General features: G+C 65.1%; 22 protein-coding genes and 1 tRNA gene. 10 read left to right on the top strand and 13 right to left on the bottom strand.

Annotated elements, in window-relative coordinates:
• Positions 1–23 precede the first annotated feature (23 nt).
• The 3 genes from ACTTAI_RS19860 to ACTTAI_RS19850 are packed head-to-tail and all read left to right on the top strand — an operon-like array spanning position 24 to position 2430.
• Complete coding sequence (locus ACTTAI_RS19860; protein ID WP_444453319.1) at positions 24–1223, top strand: NAD(P)/FAD-dependent oxidoreductase; 1200 nt, start codon at positions 24–26, stop codon at positions 1221–1223.
• Positions 1220–1783 (top strand): 16S rRNA (guanine(966)-N(2))-methyltransferase RsmD, encoded by a 564-nt coding sequence (rsmD, locus tag ACTTAI_RS19855; RefSeq protein ID WP_444453317.1) that lies wholly within the window; start codon positions 1220–1222, stop codon positions 1781–1783. Before ACTTAI_RS19860 ends, rsmD begins: the two co-directional genes overlap by 4 nt.
• Positions 1780–2430 carry an HAD family hydrolase gene (locus tag ACTTAI_RS19850; RefSeq protein ID WP_444453315.1) on the top strand — a complete coding sequence of 217 codons (651 nt, stop codon included), beginning with the start codon at positions 1780–1782 and terminating at the stop codon, positions 2428–2430. Before rsmD ends, ACTTAI_RS19850 begins: the two co-directional genes overlap by 4 nt.
• A 92-nt stretch (positions 2431–2522) precedes the next feature.
• Here the strand turns inward: ACTTAI_RS19850 and ykgO are convergent, their stop codons facing one another.
• Positions 2523–2648, bottom strand: a complete 126-nt coding sequence (gene ykgO / locus ACTTAI_RS19845; protein WP_013069105.1) for a type B 50S ribosomal protein L36 — start codon at positions 2646–2648, stop codon at positions 2523–2525.
• Positions 2649–2711: 63 nt separating this feature from the next.
• Positions 2712–2786, bottom strand: a tRNA-Val gene (locus ACTTAI_RS19840).
• Positions 2787–2943: 157 nt separating this feature from the next.
• On the opposite strand from ACTTAI_RS19840, the gene ACTTAI_RS19835 reads away from it, so the two are divergent.
• Positions 2944–3807, top strand: a complete 864-nt coding sequence (locus ACTTAI_RS19835) for an N-formylglutamate amidohydrolase (RefSeq protein WP_444453313.1) — start codon at positions 2944–2946, stop codon at positions 3805–3807.
• Here ACTTAI_RS19835 and ACTTAI_RS19830 read toward each other — a convergent pair whose 3' ends face one another.
• Both ACTTAI_RS19830 and clpB read right to left on the bottom strand, forming a co-directional pair.
• A complete protein-coding gene (locus ACTTAI_RS19830) occupies positions 3808–5070 on the bottom strand; it encodes a DNA polymerase IV (protein WP_444453311.1) in 1263 nt (420 codons plus the stop codon).
• 175 nt (positions 5071–5245) lie between these two features.
• A complete protein-coding gene (gene clpB, locus ACTTAI_RS19825; RefSeq protein WP_444453309.1) occupies positions 5246–7861 on the bottom strand; it encodes an ATP-dependent chaperone ClpB in 2616 nt (871 codons plus the stop codon).
• A 202-nt stretch (positions 7862–8063) separates the two neighbouring features.
• Here clpB and ACTTAI_RS19820 point away from each other — a divergent pair, with 202 nt between their 5' ends.
• On the top strand, positions 8064–8267 hold the full coding sequence (locus tag ACTTAI_RS19820) for a hypothetical protein (protein WP_444453308.1): 204 nt from the start codon (positions 8064–8066) through the stop codon (positions 8265–8267).
• A gap of 68 nt (positions 8268–8335) precedes the next feature.
• Positions 8336–9046: an orotidine-5'-phosphate decarboxylase gene (gene pyrF, locus ACTTAI_RS19815; RefSeq protein ID WP_444453306.1), complete on the top strand. Its 711-nt coding sequence runs from the start codon at positions 8336–8338 to the stop codon at positions 9044–9046.
• 70 nt (positions 9047–9116) lie between these two features.
• On the opposite strand, the gene ACTTAI_RS19810 is transcribed toward pyrF, so the two are convergent.
• The 6 genes from ACTTAI_RS19810 to ACTTAI_RS19785 form a co-directional block, all read right to left on the bottom strand.
• Positions 9117–9272, bottom strand: a complete 156-nt coding sequence (locus ACTTAI_RS19810; protein WP_160320033.1) for a hypothetical protein — start codon at positions 9270–9272, stop codon at positions 9117–9119.
• Between the two features lie 96 nt (positions 9273–9368).
• A complete protein-coding gene (locus ACTTAI_RS19805) occupies positions 9369–9641 on the bottom strand; it encodes an NfeD family protein (protein WP_444453305.1) in 273 nt (90 codons plus the stop codon).
• A gap of 2 nt (positions 9642–9643) precedes the next feature.
• Positions 9644–10528: an SPFH domain-containing protein gene (locus ACTTAI_RS19800; RefSeq protein WP_444453304.1), complete on the bottom strand. Its 885-nt coding sequence runs from the start codon at positions 10526–10528 to the stop codon at positions 9644–9646.
• A gap of 60 nt (positions 10529–10588) precedes the next feature.
• Positions 10589–10744, bottom strand: coding sequence for a hypothetical protein (locus ACTTAI_RS19795; RefSeq protein WP_444453303.1), 156 nt, complete (start codon positions 10742–10744; stop codon positions 10589–10591).
• The gene (locus ACTTAI_RS19790) at positions 10745–10981 is read right to left on the bottom strand and encodes a GlsB/YeaQ/YmgE family stress response membrane protein (RefSeq protein WP_444453302.1); all 237 of its coding nucleotides are present in this window, start codon (positions 10979–10981) and stop codon (positions 10745–10747) included.
• An 89-nt stretch (positions 10982–11070) separates the two neighbouring features.
• On the bottom strand, positions 11071–12249 hold the full coding sequence (locus tag ACTTAI_RS19785; protein ID WP_444453301.1) for a MalY/PatB family protein: 1179 nt from the start codon (positions 12247–12249) through the stop codon (positions 11071–11073).
• A 185-nt stretch (positions 12250–12434) separates the two neighbouring features.
• Between ACTTAI_RS19785 and def (ACTTAI_RS19780) the strand changes: the two genes are divergently transcribed.
• From def (ACTTAI_RS19780) to fmt, 3 genes are read left to right on the top strand one after another with little or no spacing between them, the layout of a single operon-like run.
• Positions 12435–12965: a peptide deformylase gene (def, locus tag ACTTAI_RS19780; protein ID WP_444453299.1), complete on the top strand. Its 531-nt coding sequence runs from the start codon at positions 12435–12437 to the stop codon at positions 12963–12965.
• Positions 12966–13475: a peptide deformylase gene (gene def / locus ACTTAI_RS19775; protein ID WP_444453297.1), complete on the top strand. Its 510-nt coding sequence runs from the start codon at positions 12966–12968 to the stop codon at positions 13473–13475.
• Positions 13475–14368 (top strand): methionyl-tRNA formyltransferase, encoded by an 894-nt coding sequence (gene fmt, locus ACTTAI_RS19770; protein ID WP_444453295.1) that lies wholly within the window; start codon positions 13475–13477, stop codon positions 14366–14368. Before def (ACTTAI_RS19775) ends, fmt begins: the two co-directional genes overlap by 1 nt.
• A 3-nt stretch (positions 14369–14371) precedes the next feature.
• Here fmt and ACTTAI_RS19765 read toward each other — a convergent pair whose 3' ends face one another.
• Complete coding sequence (locus tag ACTTAI_RS19765; protein WP_444453293.1) at positions 14372–14719, bottom strand: hypothetical protein; 348 nt, start codon at positions 14717–14719, stop codon at positions 14372–14374.
• A 177-nt stretch (positions 14720–14896) separates the two neighbouring features.
• Here ACTTAI_RS19765 and ACTTAI_RS19760 point away from each other — a divergent pair, with 177 nt between their 5' ends.
• The gene (locus ACTTAI_RS19760) at positions 14897–16063 is read left to right on the top strand and encodes a lytic murein transglycosylase (protein ID WP_444453291.1); all 1167 of its coding nucleotides are present in this window, start codon (positions 14897–14899) and stop codon (positions 16061–16063) included.
• Here ACTTAI_RS19760 and ACTTAI_RS19755 read toward each other — a convergent pair whose 3' ends face one another.
• Together ACTTAI_RS19755 and ACTTAI_RS19750 are read right to left on the bottom strand one after the other, a co-directional pair.
• Positions 16064–17545 carry an HlyD family type I secretion periplasmic adaptor subunit gene (locus tag ACTTAI_RS19755; protein ID WP_444453290.1) on the bottom strand — a complete coding sequence of 494 codons (1482 nt, stop codon included), beginning with the start codon at positions 17543–17545 and terminating at the stop codon, positions 16064–16066.
• Positions 17542–19278 carry a type I secretion system permease/ATPase gene (locus ACTTAI_RS19750; RefSeq protein WP_444453289.1) on the bottom strand — a complete coding sequence of 579 codons (1737 nt, stop codon included), beginning with the start codon at positions 19276–19278 and terminating at the stop codon, positions 17542–17544. Before ACTTAI_RS19750 ends, ACTTAI_RS19755 begins: the two co-directional genes overlap by 4 nt.
• Positions 19279–19358 lie beyond the last annotated feature (80 nt).

Here is a 19358-nt window from a genome sequence, read left to right as displayed (position 1 = left end):
AGGGACATGACCAGAGGAAGATCATGAGCGGCATCGTGATTGTGGGTGGCGGGCAGGCGGCGGCCTCCTTGGCGGCGAAGGCGCGGGCGCTGGGATATGCGGGCGACGTCACCATTCTGGGCGAGGAGCCGGTGGCCCCCTATCAGCGCCCGCCGCTGTCCAAGGCCTATCTTCTGGGCGAGATGCCGCTCGAACGGCTGACGCTCCGCGGCGACGACTGGTATGCGGCGAACCGGGTGACACTTCGGGTGGGCACCAAGGTCACCGGCATCGACCGCGCCGCGAAAGCAGTGCTGATCGGCGACGAGCGGTTGCCCTACGATCATCTGGCGCTGTGCACCGGGGCGGTGCCGCGGCGGCTTCCCCCCAAGTTGGGGGCCGAGGGGCTTGCGGGCATCTACACCCTGCGCGATCTGGCCGATACCGACGCGATGGCCGGTGAATTCGTGGCCGGGCGCAATCTGGTCGTCGTGGGCGGCGGCTACATCGGGCTTGAGGCGGCGGCGGTGGCCAGCAAGCGCGGGCTGACGGCGAAGCTCGTGCATACCCGCGCCCGCATCCTGCGCCGCGTTGCGGGGGTGGAGACCGCGAACGCGATCCGCGAGATGCACCGCGCGCATGGGGTCGAAATTCTGGAAGACATCGGCATCACGCGGGTCTTGGGCGAAGGCCGGGTGAGTGGCGTCGAACTGGCCAATGGTCGCATCCTGCCCGCCGATTTCATCGTTGTCGGCATCGGGGTCGATCCGCGCACCGATCTGGCCGAAGCCGCGGGGCTTGTGATCGACGAGGGGATCGCGGTCGATGACCAGGGCCGCACCTCTGACCCGAGCATCTGGGCGGCGGGCGATTGCGCCGCGCTGCCGGGGCCGGAAGGGCGGATGCGGATCGAATCGGTCGGCAATGCCATCGACATGGGTGAGTTGGTGGCGGAGAACATGCTGGGGGCGGGCAAGGCCTATGCGCCGAAACCCTGGTTCTGGTCGGATCAGTTCGCCTCGAAACTGCAGATCGCGGGGCTTTGCACCGGGCATGACCGGGTGGTGACTCGCACGACCGAGGGGCAATCGTTCTGGTATTTCCGCGACGGCCGTCTGATCGCGGTCGATGCGCTGGATGCGCCGCGCGCCTATATGATCGGCAAGCGGCTGATCGAGGGCGGCAAGTCGGTGACGCCCGAGCAGGTGGCCGAGGCGACGGATCTGAAGGCGTTGATGGCATGAGAATCATCGGCGGCGAGCGGCGTGGGCTGAAACTGACCGAGGTGGGCGAGGGCGACATCGGCGCGCATCTGCGCCCCACCACCGACCGGGTGCGCGAGAGCATCTTCAACCTCTTGATCAACGGCACCCATGGCAACCCGATCCCGGGGGCGCGGGTGCTGGATCTGTTTGCGGGCACCGGCGCGCTGGGGCTTGAAGCGCTTTCCCGCGGCGCGGCCCGGGTGGCCTTTGTCGATGACGGCACGGCAGCGCGGGTGCTGTTGCGCAAGAATGTCGAGTTGATGCGAGCGATGGGCGTGACCGACATCTGGCGCCGCGATGCGACGAACATGGGGCCTTGCCGCGGTGCGGGGTATGGGCTGATCTTCCTTGATCCGCCCTATGGCATGGGGCTCGGGGAAAAGGCGCTTGCCTCCTGTCTGGCGCATGGATGGATCGCCCCGGGTGCGATGGTGGTGTGGGAGGAAAACACGGCCCCCATCGTTCCCGCACCGCTCGAACAGATCGACCAGCGCCGCTATGGCGACACGATCGTGACCCTGGCGCGGATGCCGGCATGAGCGTGAAAGCCGTTCTGTTCGACTGCGACGGCGTGCTTGTCGACAGCGAGCCGATGACCTTTCTGGCGCTGCAGGAAGACTTGGCTGCGCATGGATTGCCTCTGACGATTCCGCAGATGGAAACGATGTTTCTGGGCGGCACGCTTGAACGCGTGCGGCAGGTGGCCAATGACATGGGCGCGGGGCTGGCGCCGGACTGGTGCGACAGCTTCTACGCCCGGCTTTACGCGATGCTGCGCGACCGGGCGGAACTGATGCCGGGGGTCGAGGCGCTGCTGGATCAGCTTGACGCGGCGGGGATTCCCTATGCCGTCGGCTCGAACGGGCGGCGCGCGAAAATGGAGGCGAGCCTTGGCCGTCATCCGGCGCTTTGGGCGCGCCTGCAGGATCGGCTCTTTTCCGGGCAGGATCTGGGCTGCCCGAAACCGGCCCCCGATCTTTACCTGCATGCGGCAGCGTTCCTTGGGGTGAAGCCCGAGCATTGTGTGGTGGTCGAGGACAGCGGCCCGGGCGCGATGGCGGCGAAATCGGCCGGGATGCGCTGCCTTGGCTATGCGCCGCAGGGCCATGCTGACGCGCTCATAGCCGCCGGGGCCGAGATCTTCACCGATCTGAATGACATTCCGAAGCTGATCGGCCTTGCCTGAGGCCGATCGCACAGCATCAAAGGAATCGCAGGACGCAAAGAAAAAGACCGCCGAGTTTCCTCAGCGGCCTTTTGAACTGCTCGAAGGCGGCTTCAGCCCTGACGGGCCTTGAAGCGCTTCTGCGTCTTGTTGATCACGTAGACGCGGCCTTTACGGCGCACGATCTGGCAATCGCGATGACGCTGCTTGAGCGAGCGGAGCGAGTTGCGGACCTTCATCGGTCTTCTCCTGTTCGCGGCGACGTGCGCCTTGAAAACGAATGCCCCCGAAGGGGCGGTGAATGGTGGGCGGTACTGGGATCGAACCAGTGACCCCTACGATGTCAACGTAGTGCTCTACCGCTGAGCTAACCGCCCGGAAACTTTCGCCGTTTGCCGCTGCCTTCTTTCCCGAAGCAAAGAACGTGGCCGCAACCGCGTCGGTCTGGGGGTCTATAAAAGGAGTCGTTCCGGCTTTCAAGGCCCTTTTGGCACGAAAAGAAATCGGTGTAATCTTTCTTCAGAAGGAGCCCCCATGCCCGAGCGTCCCGCATCGATCCAGCCCTACCGGCTGCACCTGCCCGAGATCGTGACCTCGGGGGTGGTCTTTGCCTCCCCGCATTCGGGCCGGTTCTATCCGGCCGACTTTACACGTCGGGCCCAGCTGGACCTTTTGCGGCTGCGCTCCTCCGAGGATGCCTTTGTGGAAAGGCTTCTGACGCAAGTTCCGCTGGCGGGGGCGACCCTTCTTGAGGCGGTTTATCCCCGCGCCTATGTCGATCTGAACCGCGCCGAAGACGAGCTGGATCCGGCTCTGATCGAGGGCGTGGCCCGTGGGTCGGGGGGGGCGCGGGTGGCGACGGGGCTGGGGGTGATTCCCCGAGTCGTCGCCGGTGGGCGTGAGATTTTCCGCGGCAAGATCACCCGCGCCGAGGCCGAGGACCGGCTGGCGCGAATCTGGCGGCCCTATCACAGTCAGTTGACCGCGCTCCTGCAGGAACGACGTGCCCGATTCGGTCGCGCGATTCTCTTCGACGTCCATTCGATGCCAAGCGAGGCCGCCAGCCTGCGCGGTCAGGGGCCCGATATCGTGCTGGGCGACCGCTTCGGCGCCTCGGCCCGGCCAGAGACGATTCTGGCCGTTGAACATGCCTTCCGCCGCGCCGGGCTGCGTGTGGCGCGCAACAGCCCCTTTGCGGGCGCCTATGTCGTGCAGCGCTACGGCCGCCCCGCCGAAGGGCTTGAGGTGGTGCAGGTTGAAATCGCCCGGGCGCTTTACATGGACGAGGACTTCATTGAGCCGCTTTCCCAGTTCGAGCGATTCGCGCGCCGGATCGGGGCGGTCTTTGCCGAGCTGGCCGATCTTGTGCGCGGCGACGCGCGGATGGCGGCGGAATAATCAGCCCTTGGTCAGGCCGCGGCCAAGCCGGATCGCATCGGACCCGAATTTCGCCCGGATCGCATCGGCCGCCCGTTCGGCTGCCGCGCGCGTCGTGGCCTGCGGATCGAGCAGATCGCCCACCGGATCGCGGCCGCCTGCCGGGCCAAGGTCGGAATAGCCTGCGCCGATCAGCCGGAACGGCCCCGGCTCGGGCAGGGCCATCAGCAGCGCCTGCGTCGCGCGAAAGAGCGTATCGGCCAGCTGCGAGGGTTCCTCGAGCTTCACCTGACGGCTCAGCGCGGAAAAATCCGCCCGCCGCAGCTTCAGCACGGCCGTGCGCCCTTCAAGCCCCTTCGCCTTCATCCGCGCGGCGGCCTTTTCGCACATCGTCCACAAGATGTCCTGCAACCGGTCGCGGTCGGCGATGTCGGTGTCGAAGGTGGTTTCGTGCGAGACCGACTTGATTTCGGCATCGGGCACGACGCGGCGCTGGTCGAGGCCCTGTGCCAGGTCGTAAAGCCGCAAGCCCGTCGCGCCGAAGCGGCTTTCGAGCGCGCCCGGGCCGACGCGGCGGATATCGGCCAGACTGCGCAACCCGGCCCGGGCGAGCGCCGCCCGCGTCGCCTCGCCCACGCCCCAGAGGATCGAAGCGGGCTTGTCGCGCAGGAACTCCTCGGTCTCGGCCTGCCCGATCACCGAAAAGCCGCGCGGCTTGTCGAGGTCCGAGGCGATCTTCGCCAGAAACTTGTTGTGCGACAGCCCGACCGAGGCGGTGACGCCGATCTCGGTCTCGATCTCGCGGATCACCCGGGCCAGGCTGACCGCCGGGGGCGCATGGTGCAGACGGGCGGTGCCGGTCAGATCGAGGAAGGCTTCATCGAGCGAAAGCGGTTCGACGAGCGGCGTGAGGGCGGCGAATTTCGCCCGGATCAGCGCCGAGACCTCGGCATAGCGGTCCTTGCGCGGGCGCAGCACGACTGCCTCGGGGCAAAGCTTCATCGCCTGAAACATCGGCATGGCAGAGCGGACCCCGGCGATGCGGGCGATATAGCAGCAGGTGGTGACGACCCCGCGCGTGCCGCCGCCGACGATCAGCGGCTTGTCGGCCAGGCTCGGGTCATCAAGCTTTTCCACGGAAGCATAGAAGCTGTCGCAATCGATATGGGCGACGGAGAGGCTGAAAAGTTCGGCATGACGCAGCATGCGTGGACGGCCGCAGCGCGGGCAGCGTGCGGGAGAGGTGTCGAAGGTCGCAAGGCAATCACGGCAGAGCGCGGGCATGATGATCGATCCTAACGCAGGACCCGGCCGTGGGGGAGGGGGCGCCGCCCCCTCTTTTGGCTGCGCCAAAATTCACCCCCGAGATATTTGAGGCAAGATAAAGGGCCATGCTCTTACCTTGCCGCAAATATCTCGGGGGGAGCGAAGCGGGGGGCAGAGCCCCCCCACTCCCGTATCAGTTCAGCACCCGGGTTTCGGTCTGGGCGCGCTGGCTGGCCGAGACCTTGCCGCCCACCACCAGTCCATCGAGACCGGCGGTCACCTTGACCTCGTCGCCGTCCTTCACCTCGCCCGCGAGGATCAGCTCGGCCAGCGGGTCTTGCAACGCGCGCTGGATCACCCGTTTCAGCGGCCGGGCGCCGAAGACCGGATCGTAGCCCTCGTCGGCGAGCCATTTCAGCGCTGCCTCGTCGAGCGCGAGGCTGATCTTCCGCGCCGCAAGACGTTTTTCGAGCCGCTTGAGCTGGATCGTCACGATCCCGTCCATGTTGTCGCGCGTCAGCCGGTCGAAGATCACCATCTCGTCCAGACGGTTCAGGAATTCGGGGCGGAAATGCATCCGCACCGCCTCCATCACCTCGGCCTTGGCCTCGGCCGCATCCGAGCCCTCGGGCAGGCGGCTGAGCGCCTGCGACCCGAGGTTCGAAGTCAGCACGATCAGCGTCTGCTTGAAATCGACGGTGCGGCCCTGACCATCGGTCAGCACGCCGTCGTCGAGCACTTGCAACAGCACGTTGAAGACGTCCGGGTGCGCCTTTTCCACCTCGTCGAACAGAACCACCTGATAGGGGCGGCGCCGCACGGCTTCGGTCAGCACGCCGCCCTCATCGTAGCCGACATAGCCGGGCGGGGCGCCGATCAGCCGGGCCACGGAGTGTTTCTCCATGAATTCCGACATGTCGATCCGCACCATCGCGGCATCGTCGTCGAAAAGATAGTTGGCGACCGCCTTCGTCAGTTCGGTCTTGCCCACCCCGGTCGGGCCAAGGAAGAGGAACGAGCCCAAGGGCCGCCCCTCGTCGTTCAGCCCGGCGCGGGCACGGCGCACGGCATTGGCCACTGCGGTGATCGCCGCATCCTGCCCGATCACCCGGTTGTGGAGCTCGTCCTCCATCTTCAAGAGCTTCTCGCGCTCGCCTTCGAGCATCTTCGAGGTCGGGATGCCGGTCCAGCGTTCCACCACCTCGGCGATCTGCTCGGGGCGGACGGCCTCTTCGACCATCTTGCCCTCGGCCACCGTCTCGGCCTCGGTCAGCACCTTTTCCAGTTCCGGGATCTTGCCGTATTGCAGCTCGCCCGCCTTCGCGAAGTTCCCCTCGCGTTTTGCCTGTTCAAGCGCCGCCCGGGCCTGTTCCAGCTGTTCCTTGACCGAGCGCGAGGCTTCGAGCATGTCGCGTTCCGACTGCCATTTGGCGGTCATCACGGCGGAACGCTCCATCACCTCGGCCAGATCCTTTTCCAGCTTCTCGAGCCGGTCTTTCGACGCTGCATCTTCCTCGCGTTTCAGCGCCTCGGCCTCGATCTGCATCTGCAAGATCTGACGATCCAGCGCGTCCAGTTCCTCGGGCTTGCTGTCGACTTCCATCCGCAGACGCGACGCCGCCTCGTCCACAAGGTCGATCGCCTTGTCGGGCAGGAAGCGGTCCGTGATGTAACGGTGCGACAGCGTCGCCGCCGCGACGAGCGCCGAATCGGAGATCTTCACGCCGTGGTGGAGTTCGTATTTCTCCTTGATGCCGCGCAGGATCGAGATCGTGTCCTCGACCGTCGGTTCGCTCACCATCACCGGCTGGAACCGCCGCGCGAGAGCCGCGTCCTTTTCCACATATTTGCGGTATTCGTCGAGCGTGGTGGCGCCGACGCAATGCAACTCGCCCCGCGCCAAGGCCGGTTTGATCAGGTTCGCCGCATCCATCGCGCCTTCGGATTTGCCCGCGCCGACCAGCGTGTGCATCTCGTCGATGAAAAGGATGATCTCGCCCGCCGCCGCTTCGATTTCCTTCAAGATCGCCTTCAGCCGTTCTTCGAATTCACCGCGGTATTTCGCCCCGGCAATCAGCGCGCCCATGTCGAGTGCCAGGAGCTTCTTGTTGCGCAGGCTCTCAGGCACGTCACCATTGATGATGCGCAGCGCCAGCCCCTCGGCGATGGCGGTTTTCCCGACGCCGGGTTCGCCGATCAGCACCGGGTTGTTCTTGGTGCGCCGCGACAGCACCTGCATCGTGCGGCGGATTTCATCATCGCGCCCGATGATGGGGTCGATCTTGCCTTCCTCGGCCGCCGCGGTCAGGTCGCGGGCATATTTCTTCAGCGCATCATAGCCTTGTTCAGCATTGGCGCTGTCGGCGGTGCGGCCCTTGCGGATGTCGTTGATCGCAGTGTTCAGCTTTTGCGCCGTCACCGCGCCCGCATCCAGCGCATCCTTGGCCTTCGTGTTCACCATCGCCAGCGCCATCAGCATCCGCTCGACGGGAACGAAGCTGTCGCCCGCTTTCGTCGCCAGTTTCTCGGCCTCGTCGAGCACGCGCACCAGCGCCTGTTCGACATAGACCTGCCCGTCGCCGCCCGAGACTTTCGGCAGTTTCGAGACGTAAAGATCGACGGTTTCCTGCACCCGGGCGGGCTCGCCCCCGGCGCGCTTGATCAGATTGGCCGAGAGCCCCTGATCGTCATCCATCAGCGCCTTCAGAAGATGCTCGGGCACCACCCGCTGATGGCCCTCGCGCATCGCAATCGTCTGCGCCGCCTGCAGGAAGCCGCGCGACCGTTCCGTGAACTTTTCCATGTTCATCGGGTTTCTCCTCATCAAGCCCCCGAGGCCTTGGCGCCCACCATGGCACGCCGTTCCCGGGTCTTGATGCAAAGGTGGTCGAGCGTTTTGGCCGGTTCAAGAGGGGCCCGGGGCGATGAAAAAAATTTCGCTGGCGCGATCTTGGAAACCATTCGCCAAGACTTCACGTTCATCCTGAAGGCTCCATAGGCGAGGTCACCCCATGCACCAAGTTGCCGTCCGCATCGCGCATCTGATCTACAACGCCGCGCTTCGCCAGTTCGAAGCGGTGGTGGAGTTCTTCTCTCCCGGACTGCCGCAGCCGATGCGGGTGCCGGTCCGGGTTCAGGCCGCCCCCGACATGGGGCACCGACGTCTGGTCCGGGCGCTGACCCATGAAGCGCGGCGGCGCGGCGGGATCTATTGATCCAATTCGCTTGACCGCTTCCGGCATCAGGGGCAAAACCCCGGCGTTTGCACCGCTGGAGGGCTGCCATGACCGATCTTCTTCCCGCCGATGATCGCCTGATCGTTGCGATGGATGTGCCGAATGCCCTTGCGGGGCTGGAACTCGCCCAAAAGCTGGGCGACAGCGTCAGCTTCTACAAGATCGGCCTTGGCATGCTGACCGGCGGTGGCCTTGCGCTGGCGAACGAACTCAAGGACGAACACGGCAAGAAGATCTTTCTCGACATGAAGCTGTTCGATATCGGGGCGACGGTCGAAGCCGCGGTGAGGGGCCTTGCGCAATTTGATCTTGATTTTCTGACCGTGCATGGCGACCCCCATGTGGTGCGTGCGGCGAAACAGGGGGCCGCGGGTAAGGATCTTAAAATTCTCGCCGTCACCATCCTGACCTCGCTTGATCGCGCCGACCTTGATGCCGCGCTGATCCGTGACGGCGCCGTGGCCGATCTGGTGGTCGAGCGTGCCGGGCGGGCCTTCTTGGCGGGCGCGGATGGCGTCATCGCTAGCCCTCAGGAAGCGGCGCTGATCCGGGCGCTGCCCGAGGCGGCGGGCAAGCTCATCGTTACCCCGGGCGTGCGTCCGGCGGGTGCCGCGCTTGGCGATCAAAAACGGGTCGAAACCCCTGCTTCGGCTCTGAAGGCCGGGGCCGATCATCTGGTCGTAGGCCGTCCGATCTGGCAGGCCGCCGATCCGCAGGCGGCGGCGCAGGCGATCCTGCGCGAGATCGCCAAAGTCTGATGTCGCAGGCGCAGAAACGAAAACGGCGGCTCCGACCGGGCCGCCGTTTTCGTGCATGATGTGACGCATGTCACTGATGAGTGGAGGCTTCCGCCGCCCCAGCCCCGTGTCCAAGACCCATCGGCTGGGCGAAGGAGAGCCAGGCAACAAGCCCGACAAGACAAACGGTTACGCTAACAAGGAAGTATTTGAAGCTTTTCGCTTCTTGCGGGAAATCATCATACATTTCATCTCTCCTGATTTGCCACCTGCGTCTCTACGCCGCAGCAGGTGAGTCGTCCATAACCTAGATCAATTCCAGATCCTGAATGTAATGATTTTCTCAGTTTTCGTTGATGTCGCGGTCCCAGATCCGGGTCTGGCCCGAGCGCACTCCGGCCAGCTTTCGGGCGATCAACCAGACCGCGACGGCCGCGACCGTCATCACGAGAATCAGCGCAGGCAGCGACCCGCCCAGAAACCCGAGCCAGAGCAACCCGGCCACCAGAAGCGCCCCGACCGCAAAGCCCAGCAGGAAAAAGCCGGGCAACAGCATCTCTGCCCCGCCCATCACCGCTGCCGCCACCACCCAGACCCAGGGTTCCTGCCACCACATGATCATTTCTTCCACATCTTGAAGGCTTCGCCAAAGGCCTCGAGCGCCGAAGTGGGCAGAAGCACCGTTTGCTTGCCGTTGCCCGCCGCGACCTTGGCCACGGCTTCGACCTGTTTCAGCGCCACCTGATATTGTGCCGCCTCGATGCCGTTCTTGGCGATCGCTTCGGCAATCACCGACGTCGCAAAAGCCTCGGCCTCGGCGGTGATGCGGATCGCCTTGGCGGCCTGTTCGGCGGCGTAAAGATCGGCATCGGCCGCGAGTTCGACCGCGCGCTTGCGCCCCTCGGCCTCCATCACCTGCGCGCGCCGGGCACGTTCGGCGTTCAGCTGCTGCAGCATCGCCGCCCGGGTGGCCTCGTCGAGGTTCACATCCAGAATCTCGGTCCGCGTCACCTCGATCCCCCAGTCATCGACCACATTCGCCACGTTGTCGCGAATATGGGTAATCAGTTGCGAGCGGTTCGACTGCACCGTATCGAGTTCCATCTGCCCGATCTGCGAGCGCACGATCCCGGCAACGGTGGTGGCGATGGCGGCGTCGATATCGCGGATGCGGTAGACGGTCTTTTCCGGCTCGATCACGCGGTAAAAGACCGAGGTATCGACCTGCACCAGCACGTTGTCGGCGGTGATCGCATCCTGCCGCGTCGTCGGCAGCTGGCGTTCCAGCACCGAGACCTTGTGCGCCACGCGGTCAAGGAAGGGGATGATGAAGTTGATGCCGGGTCCGAGCACGGCGCGCAACCGGCCGAAACGTTCGACCACGTGTTTCTCGGATTGCGGAACGATCCGAACACCCAGAAAGATCGACAGAATCAGGAAAAAAGCGACCGCGAGCATGATCGCGTTACCACCGATGAAATCAGCAGGCGTGAAGGGGTCCATGGGAGCCTCCGGTTTGAAACTGGCTCCAATATGGGGGTGCGAAGCCGGGCTGGGAAGGGCTCAGTGCTCGGGAACGAGTTTCAACCCGACCAGAACGGCGACGACGACGACGGCCCAGCCACCCGGGCGGCTCATCAGCCAGATGCCGATCGCCAGAAGCGACCAGATCAGCCGCAGCGAGGCGGTGCCCGCAAAGCCGAGAAAGGGGCCCCACATCTAGCGGCGCCCCCAGTTCTGCCACACCCAGATCAGTGCCATCGCGCCAAGGACGGCGCCGACGAAGCCCGCCATCAGCCCCATGATCGAGATCAGGAAGCGCAGGATGAAGCCGCCGATCAGCGCGCCGAAGATGCCAAGCGCGATCGTCGTGGGAATGTCGGTGTTGATCTTCATCAGCCGCGTCGCCAGGTAGCCGGCGGCGGTGCCGATGATCAGAAAGGTGATGATGGGCATGGGAGCCTCCCGTTCACGCCCGCGCAATATGGGTGCGGGGCGGGCGGTTGGAAAGGCCCCCTCCCGCGCCTTCAGAACAATGTCGCGGTTTATTGCAGGTCGGCAAAGGCCTGTTTCAGCCGGTTGGCGGCCTCGACCACCCGCGCCCGCGGCGTCGCAAGGTTGAAGCGCAGGCAACCGTCACCGCCGAGCCCGAAGGTGGCGCCGTGGTTGGCGGCGATCTTCGCGGTCTTCTCGACGCGGGCGATGAATTCGGGCGTGGCCATGCCGGTGCCCGAGAAATCGACCCAGGCGAGATAGGTCGCCTCCAGCGGCATCGATTTCACCCCGGGGATGGTGTTGACGATCGCATCGAAGGCCTGCCGGTTGCCGTCCAGATAGGTGTTCAGCGCATCGACCCAGGCCGCGCCCTCGGGCGAATAGGCGGCGGTGGCCATCGCGATGCCGAAGCTGTTCGGCGAAATGCCCATCGCGGCCATGGTGGCCCCGAACCGCGCCCGCAGCGCCGGATCGGCGATGATGACATTGCCCGAATGCGCGCCCGCGATGTTGAAGGTCTTGGTCGTCGCCGTCATCATCACCACCGGCTGATCGGGGGCGGCGACGGCCATCGGGATATGCGAGTGGCCGGGCATCACCAGATCATGGTGGATATCGTCCGAGACGAGGATCAGGTTGTGGCGCTTGGCAAATTCGGCGGTGGCTTTCAGCTCTTCGGCCGTCCAGACGCGCCCGCCCGGATTGTGCGGCGAGCACAGGATCAGCATCTTCGCCGTCCCGTCCATCTGTGCGTCCCAGGCGTCGAAGTCCATTTCATAGCGGCCCGCGACCGTCTTCAGCGGGCATTCGACGACCTTGCGCCCCGAGGCGCGGATGACGCGGGCGAAGGCGTGATAGACCGGGCTCATCAGAACGACGCCATCGCCGGGTTGGGTGAAGGCCTGCAGGCACAGCGCCGTGCCGTTCACCAGCCCATGCGTGGTGAAGATCCACTCGGGCTCGACCGTCCAGCCGTGCCGGGTCGCCATCCACCATTGAATGGCTGCTTGATAGGCGCGTTCATCGCCCCAATAGCCATAGACGCCTTGGCTCATCAGCGTCGACAGCGCGTCCTGCACCGCTTGCGGCGGGCGGAAATCCATGTCCGCCACCCACATCGCGATACCTTCCTGCGGGGAAACGCCGTACAGGCTTTCCATGCAGTCCCATTTCACCGAATGGGTGCCGATGCGGTCGATGACTTCGTCGAAGTCGGGAAGGCGGGTCATGGCAGGCTCCTGAGCGTATCGCAGGTTTTGGGGTATCGTTCTTGATGCGATTGATATTCCGGTCCAACGTTCCATGGAAGATGAAAAAACTGGAACATCCTCCTGAAAATTTGCCATTTAGCAGAACGACCCTGCGCGCAAAGGTCGCCATTGCGTGACTGGCCCGCATCCAATAAAAAATGCGCATGACAACGCGACCCATCCTGATCCATCCCGATCCCCGGCTCAAGAAGCTTTGCGACCCGGTCGCAGCGCTTGATGACACCATTCGCCAGCTGGCCGACGACATGCTGGAAACCATGTATGACGCCCCCGGTGTCGGCATGGCCGCGCCGCAGATCGGCGTTATGTCCCGCGTCTTCGTGATGGATTGCGCCAAGGAAAAAAGCGGCTTCCCCGAGCCGATGGTGATGATCAATCCGGAAATCACCTGGGTCTCCGAAGAAAAGAATGTGCACGAGGAAGGCTGCCTGTCGCTTCCCGAGCAATATGCCGACGTGACCCGCCCGAAAGAGGTGCGGATGCGCTGGCTGGGGCTGGATGGCCAAACGCATGAGGAACAGTTCGACGGGCTCTGGGCGACCTGCGCGCAGCATGAACTTGATCACCTCAACGGCAAGCTCTTCATCGATCATCTGGGCCCGCTGAAGCGGCAGATGGTCACCCGCAAGCTGGAAAAGCTGAAGCGGGAATGGGCGCGTGAGGGTCGGGCGTAAGTGGCCGTCCGTCCCTTTATCCGCTTTGACGACAAGCGGTTGCACACCGCGGCCGCGCCGGTCGAGGCGATCACCGACGAGATCCGCGCGATCTGGGCTGACATGGTCGACACGATGGAAGCGATGCCCGGTCAGGGTGTCGGTCTGGCGGCGCCGCAGATCGGGGTGATGCTGCGGCTGGCCGTCGTCGATGCTTCCGAAGCACGGGGGCAGGCGATCCTGATGGCCAATCCCGAGGTGCTGCATGCCTCGGGCCAGATGCGCGAGCATGACGAGGCAAGCCCGAACCTGCCCGGCGTCTGGGCGACGATTTCGCGGCCCCGCGCCGTGACGGTGCGGTTCCTGAACGCTGCGGGCGAGATCGAGGAGCGTGACTTCGTGCACCTCTGGGCGACCTCGGTGCAACACCAGATCGACCATCTGAACGGCAAGACCTATGTCGATCACCTCAGCATGCTCAAACGCAAGATGCTGGTGGCGAAATCGGCCAAATTCGCGAAGAAACCCTGATGCGCGTCATCTTCATGGGAACGCCCGAGTTTTCGGTGCCGGTGCTGGAGGCTTTGGCCGCGCAGCACGAGGTTGTGGCGGTTTACAGCCAGCCGCCCCGGCCCGCCGGGCGTGGCAAGGCGCTGCGGCCCTCGCCGGTGCAGGCGCGGGCCGAGGCGCTGGGTCTGCCCGTGCGCCATCCCTTAAACTTCAAGGCCACTGAGGATCGCGAGGCTTTCGCCGCGCTTGATGCCGATATTGCCGTCGTCGTCGCCTATGGGCTGATCCTGCCGCAGGCGATTCTCGATGCGCCGAAACGCGGCTGTCTGAACATCCATGCCTCGCTTCTGCCGCGCTGGCGCGGGGCTGCGCCGATTCACCGGGCGATCCTCGCGGGCGATGCGGAAACCGGTATCTGCATCATGCAGATGGAGGCGGGGCTCGATACCGGCCCGGTGCTGCTGCGCGACGTGCTGGCGATCGGTGCGACCGAGACGACGGGCGAGCTGCATGATCGGCTGAGCGCGATGGGCGCGCGGATGATCTGCGACGCGCTTGATCGGCTCGACAGCCTGACCCCTGCGGTGCAGCCCGAGGCGGGCGTCACCTATGCCGCCAAGATCGACAAGGCCGAGGCCAAGATCGACTGGTCCCGCCCGGCTTCCGAACTGGTGCGGCTGGTGAACGGACTTTCGCCCTTTCCGGGCGCCTGGTGCGAGGTCGCGGGCGAGCGGGTGAAACTGCTGCGCGCCGAATCGGTCGAGGGCAGCGGTGACGCCGGAACCGTGTTGCAGGGGTTCGACATCGCCTGCGGGACGGGGGCGCTGCGGGTGCTGCAAGCGCAGCGAGAGGGCAAGAAACCGATGCCCTCCGCCGAAATTCTCAAAGGTCTGGTGCTGCCCGCGCGGCTGTGACGCTTATGCGGGGGGCATGTAGCCCAGTGGTGTGCGGTCTTCGCGTTCGAAATCGAGCGCGGGGCCATGGCGCACCGGGGTTTCGCGCTTCGTCGAGCAGATGAGTTCGAATCCATCGACATCGGCTGCGACGATCAGCGCAGTAGCTACCGGGCGTTCGCCGTCAAAGATCTGCACATGCCCGCGCAGGTTGGTGACCTGAGTCGCGTCAAGCGAGAAGCCGCCCGACCAGCGTTTCAGGATCGGCCAGACGCGGCCGTCGGCGTGAACGCTCAGGCGCGCGGGGCGTTTGCTTTCTCGCCGGGTCGCCTCTCGCAAACCGGCCAGGATCTCTTTCGACAGGAACTCCATCTTACCCTCCAGCGGGCACCCCTCCCTGGGCAACCCTCGTGCCAAGTGTGTGATGTGATGCGTAAAAATCAAGTGAATACCGTATGTCACTCCGCTGACGTATCGTAAACGCAACGCCCGGTTGCTCCGTGCGCTGCCGCCGACTACCCTGCGGCAACATCATTTTCGGAGCAACCGATGCGTTCCCAGCTTGCTGCCCTTTGTCTGAGCCTTTCGCTGCCTCTTGCCGCTCATGCCGAGTGCGGCGGCGATTTCGCAAGCTTCGTCGCGGGGTTGAAGGCTGAGGCGCAACGCAACGGGCTTTCGGCGGCACAGGCTGATTCGTTTTTCGCCGGGGTTCGGCAGGACGGAAAGGTGCTCAAGGCTGACCGGGCGCAGGGGGTGTTCCGGAAAAGCTTTCTCGATTTTCAGGCCTCGGTGATCTCGAAGAACCGGCTGCAGACTGGTGCGGCGATGGCGCAGAAATATGCCTCGGTCTTCAACGCGGCCGAGCGTCAATATGGCGTCTCGCGCGGGGTGCTGCTGGCGTTCTGGGCGCTGGAGACCGATTTCGGCAAGGTGCAGGGCGATTTCAACACCCGCGATGCGCTGGTGACGCTGGCGCATGACTGCCGCCGTCCGCAGCTGTTCCGTCCGCAGGTGATGGCCGCAGCCGAGCTTTACGCGCGGGGTGATTTCGACCCTAAGCGCACCATCGGCGCCTGGGCGGGCGAGATCGGGCAGGTGCAGATGCTGCCTGCGGATATCCTGCGCAATGGCGTCGATGGCGATGGCGACGGGCATGTGAACCTGAAGGGATCAAGCGCCGATGCGCTGATGTCCGGGGCGCGGATGATCGCGTCGATGGGCTGGCGGCCGGGCGAGCCTTGGCTGCAGGAAATCATCGTGCCCGATCGGATGGACTGGGCGCAGACCGGGCTGAACCATAGCCTGTCGACCCGGGATTGGGCGCAGATGGGGGTGGTGCCGCGCTCGGGCCAGTTTGCCGGGGCCGAGGGATCGGTGCTGCTGCCGATGGGGCGCAAGGGACCGGCCTTCCTCGCTTATCCGAATTTCAAGGTTCTGTTCGAATGGAACCAGAGCTTTGTTTACGTCACCACTGCCGCCTATTTCGCGACGCGGCTGGAGGGCGCCCCGCGCATCGATCCGCGCAACGCCGAGCCGGGGCTTGGGCCTGCGCAGATGAAGGCGTTGCAGGCGCGGCTGCAGGCGCTTGGCCATGACGTCGGGCCGATCGACGGCATTCTGGGCGAGAAGACCCGCGAGGCGGTGCAGGCCGAGCAGAGCCGCCTTGGCCTGCCGGCGGATGCCTGGCCCACGGCGGCGCTGCTTTCGGCCCTGTGATCAGTTCTCGCGGAAAGCGCGCGCGAAGTAATCGGTGAAGGGCTTCGTCAGATAGCGCAGCGGGCTGCGGTCGCCGGTACGGATATAGACCTCGGCGGGCATGCCCGGCAGCAATTGCAGATCGCCCAGCTTTTGCACCTCGCCCGGGTTCAACATCACCTCGGCGCGGAAGTAGGAGGCTTTCGAGGCTTCATCGACCAGCGCATCGGCCGAGATCTTCGTCACCTGACCGAAAAGCTCGGGCGTCGTGCGGCTGGCGAAGGCCGGGAAGCGCAGCGCGACCGGCTGACCGACCCGCACCTCGTCGACGTTGATCGGCGAGATTTTCGCGGCGATCACCAGCGGCCGATCCTGCGGCACGATGTAAAGCACCGGCTCCGCGGCGCGGATCACCGACCGCGGTGTCGTCACCGTCATCGCATAGACGATCCCGGCAACGGGGGCACGCAGATCCAGCCGCTCGATCTTTTCGGTCAGCGACCGGCGCCGCTCGGCCAGTTCAAGTTCGCGGTAGCCGATGTCGCGCAGCTCGCTTTCCGCATCCTCGCGCCGCTGCGAGGTCAACCGCAGCGCTTCCAGATCGAGTTCGGTCACCTTGCCTTCGGCTTGCGCCTTCTGGGCCAGCAGCTCCCCGACCTGACCGGCCAGATTGGCGGCCTCGCGCTCCAGCGCCAGAACCCGGCTGGCTTGAGCCAGACCCTTTGCCAGCAGCCCGCGCTGGTCAGTCAATTCCTGTTCGATCAGCTGTTGCTGACGCTGGATCGCGACGCGCTGCGCTTCGATCCCTTCGATCTGGGACTGAGTCTGATCGCGGCGCTTGGCCACCTGATCGAGCGACTTGCGCAGGGTCTGCGCCCGCGCCTCGAAGAGCCGTTGTTGCCCGTCGACGAGTTCCGCGACATCGGGCCGGGTCTTCGCCGCCTCGACCAGCTCGTTGTGAAAGTGAATTTGCGGCGCATCGACTCGCTCGGCTTCAAGCCGCCCGCGCCGCGCCAGAAGCTCGAAGAACTGCCCTTCGACGATCGACCGTTCCGACCGGTCGAGATCGCCGTCAAGACGGATCAGCACCTGTCCGGCCTCGACCTTGTCCCCCTCGTGCACATTGATTTCGGCCACGACCCCGCCATCGGGGTGCTGCACCACCTGCCGGTGTTGATCGACCTCGATCTGGCCCGAGGCGACAACCGCCCCGGCAATCGAGGAGACGACGGACCAGACGCCGAAGCCGCCAAGCAGCACCGCGAGCGTGATATAGCCCAGAAGCAGCGCCGTGCGGGGCGAGATCCGGCCATCGGACCGGGCCCCGCCGATCTGCCCGACCGGGACGGCCGGTTTCGGGAAGCTGTTCACCGCGGCCTGCAGTCCGGTGGGCTCGGGGGGCGCCACGGCACCCGTGCGCTGCGGAATCGCCTTGCGCATCAAAGCGGCGGCGTCCGGGCTGTCGCTTTCGCCCTCGGTTCCGGATGTCGGCTTGCGGGTCATGCCACTCCTCCCGGTCCGGCGCTGCGGGTCAGGTCGGCCGCATTCTGCACCATCGCTTTCAATACGTCTTCGCGCGGCCCGAAGGCCCGGCGCATCCCCGATTCCAGCACCAGCAGCGTATCGCATTCGGCAATCGCCGCCGGACGGTGCGCCATGATCAACACGGCGCCGCCTGCGGCCTTCATGCCGCGCACGGCGGTGTTGAGCGCGATCGAGCCTTCGTTGTCGAGGTTCGCATTCGGTTCATCGAGCACCAGAAGCACCGGATTGCCGTAAAGCGCCCGGGCCAGGCCGATGCGCTGGATCTGTCCGCCCGAAAGTCGTCCGCCTGCCTGCGACACCTTGGTGTCGTAGCCCTCGGGCAAATCTAGGATCAACTGATGCGCCGCCGCCCGTTTTGCGGCATCGACGATCATCTGCGGGTCGGGGTTGGGCGAGAGCCGGGCGATGTTCTCGGCGATCGTGCCATCGAAAAGCGTGACACGTTGCGGCAGATAGCCGATCAGCCCGCCCAGAACATCCGGATCATATTGGTCGAGCGCCGCACCATCGAGCCGGATCGAACCGTTTGCCGTCCGCCAGACGCCGCAGATCGCGCGAGCAAGGGTGGATTTCCCGGCGCCCGAGGGGCCGATAATCCCCATCGCCTGCCCGGGCTCGACCCGGAACGACACCGCCCGCAGCGTTGCGGTCTGAGTGCCCGGGGGAACAACGGTCAGTGCCTGCGCTTCCAGAACGGCACGCGGCCGCGGCAGCGGCGTGCGGGGCATTTCGCGCGGGATCGTGGTCAGCAGGATCGACAGCCGCCCCCAACCCTCTCGGGCGCGGGCGACCAGAGCCCAGCCACCCACCGCCTGTTCGACCGGCGAGAGCGCCCGCCCCATCAGGATCGAGCCCGCGACCATCGCCCCGGCGGTCATCTCGCCCTTCAGAACGACGAAGGCCCCCATGGCGAGGATCGCCGATTGCAGGAAGGCGCGGAAGGTCTTGGTGAAGGTGGAAAAACCGCCGCCCAGATCGGTAGCACGCAGCATCGCATCGACCGCGCGTTCGCGTGCCTTGCGCCAGCGCAGGAACGAGGCGCCGCGCATGCCGAGCGCCTGAACCAGTTCCGCCTCGTCGCGGAGCTGATCGGCCAGGCGATCCGAGGCGATCTGCGCGCCGGTCGCCGTCTGCAGCGGCTTTGCGGTCACCGATTGGTTGAGCAGCGTCACCCCGATCAGCAAAGCCCCGCCGCCGATCGATAGGAACCCGAGATAGGGGTGAAAGAAGAAGATCGCGCTGAGGAAAAGCGGCACCCAGGGAATGTCGAACAGCGCCAGGAAAACCGGCGAGGCCATCAGCTTGTTGACCGAATCGAGATCGCGCAGACCGGCCATCGCCACCGGGTCATTCGGCACCATCCCGTTGCGGCGCAACGCAGCATCGAAGACGCGCGCCTCAAGATCGGCCTGAAACCGCGCGCCGATCCGGGCCATCAGCCGTGCCCGGGCAAGATCCAGAAGCCCCATCGCGGTAAAAAGGAAGACGACGAGCAGAAACAACGCCGTCAGCGTTTCGACCGATCTGGCGCCAAGCACCCGGTCATAGACCTGCAGCATGAACAGAGGGCCTGTCAGCATCAGCAGGTTCACGAAAGCGGAAAACAGCCCGACGCTCAGAAACAGCCGGGTGCTGGCTGACCGGGCTGCCCGCAATTCGGCCTTGCCGGGGGCAAGTTCATCTCGTTTCATGTTGCCCTCTTTGTCGCACGACCGGTTATACTGCCCAAAAATAGTCTGAAACGCGAAAACGTTAACGCATCGCTCTTACA

Origin of the sequence: Rhodobacter capsulatus, assembly GCF_052363175.1 — a bacterium.
Lineage (GTDB): Bacteria > Pseudomonadota > Alphaproteobacteria > Rhodobacterales > Rhodobacteraceae > Rhodobacter > Rhodobacter capsulatus_D.
The sequence above is the reverse complement of the archived record's forward strand: the minus strand, read 5'-3'. Positions and strand labels throughout refer to the sequence as shown.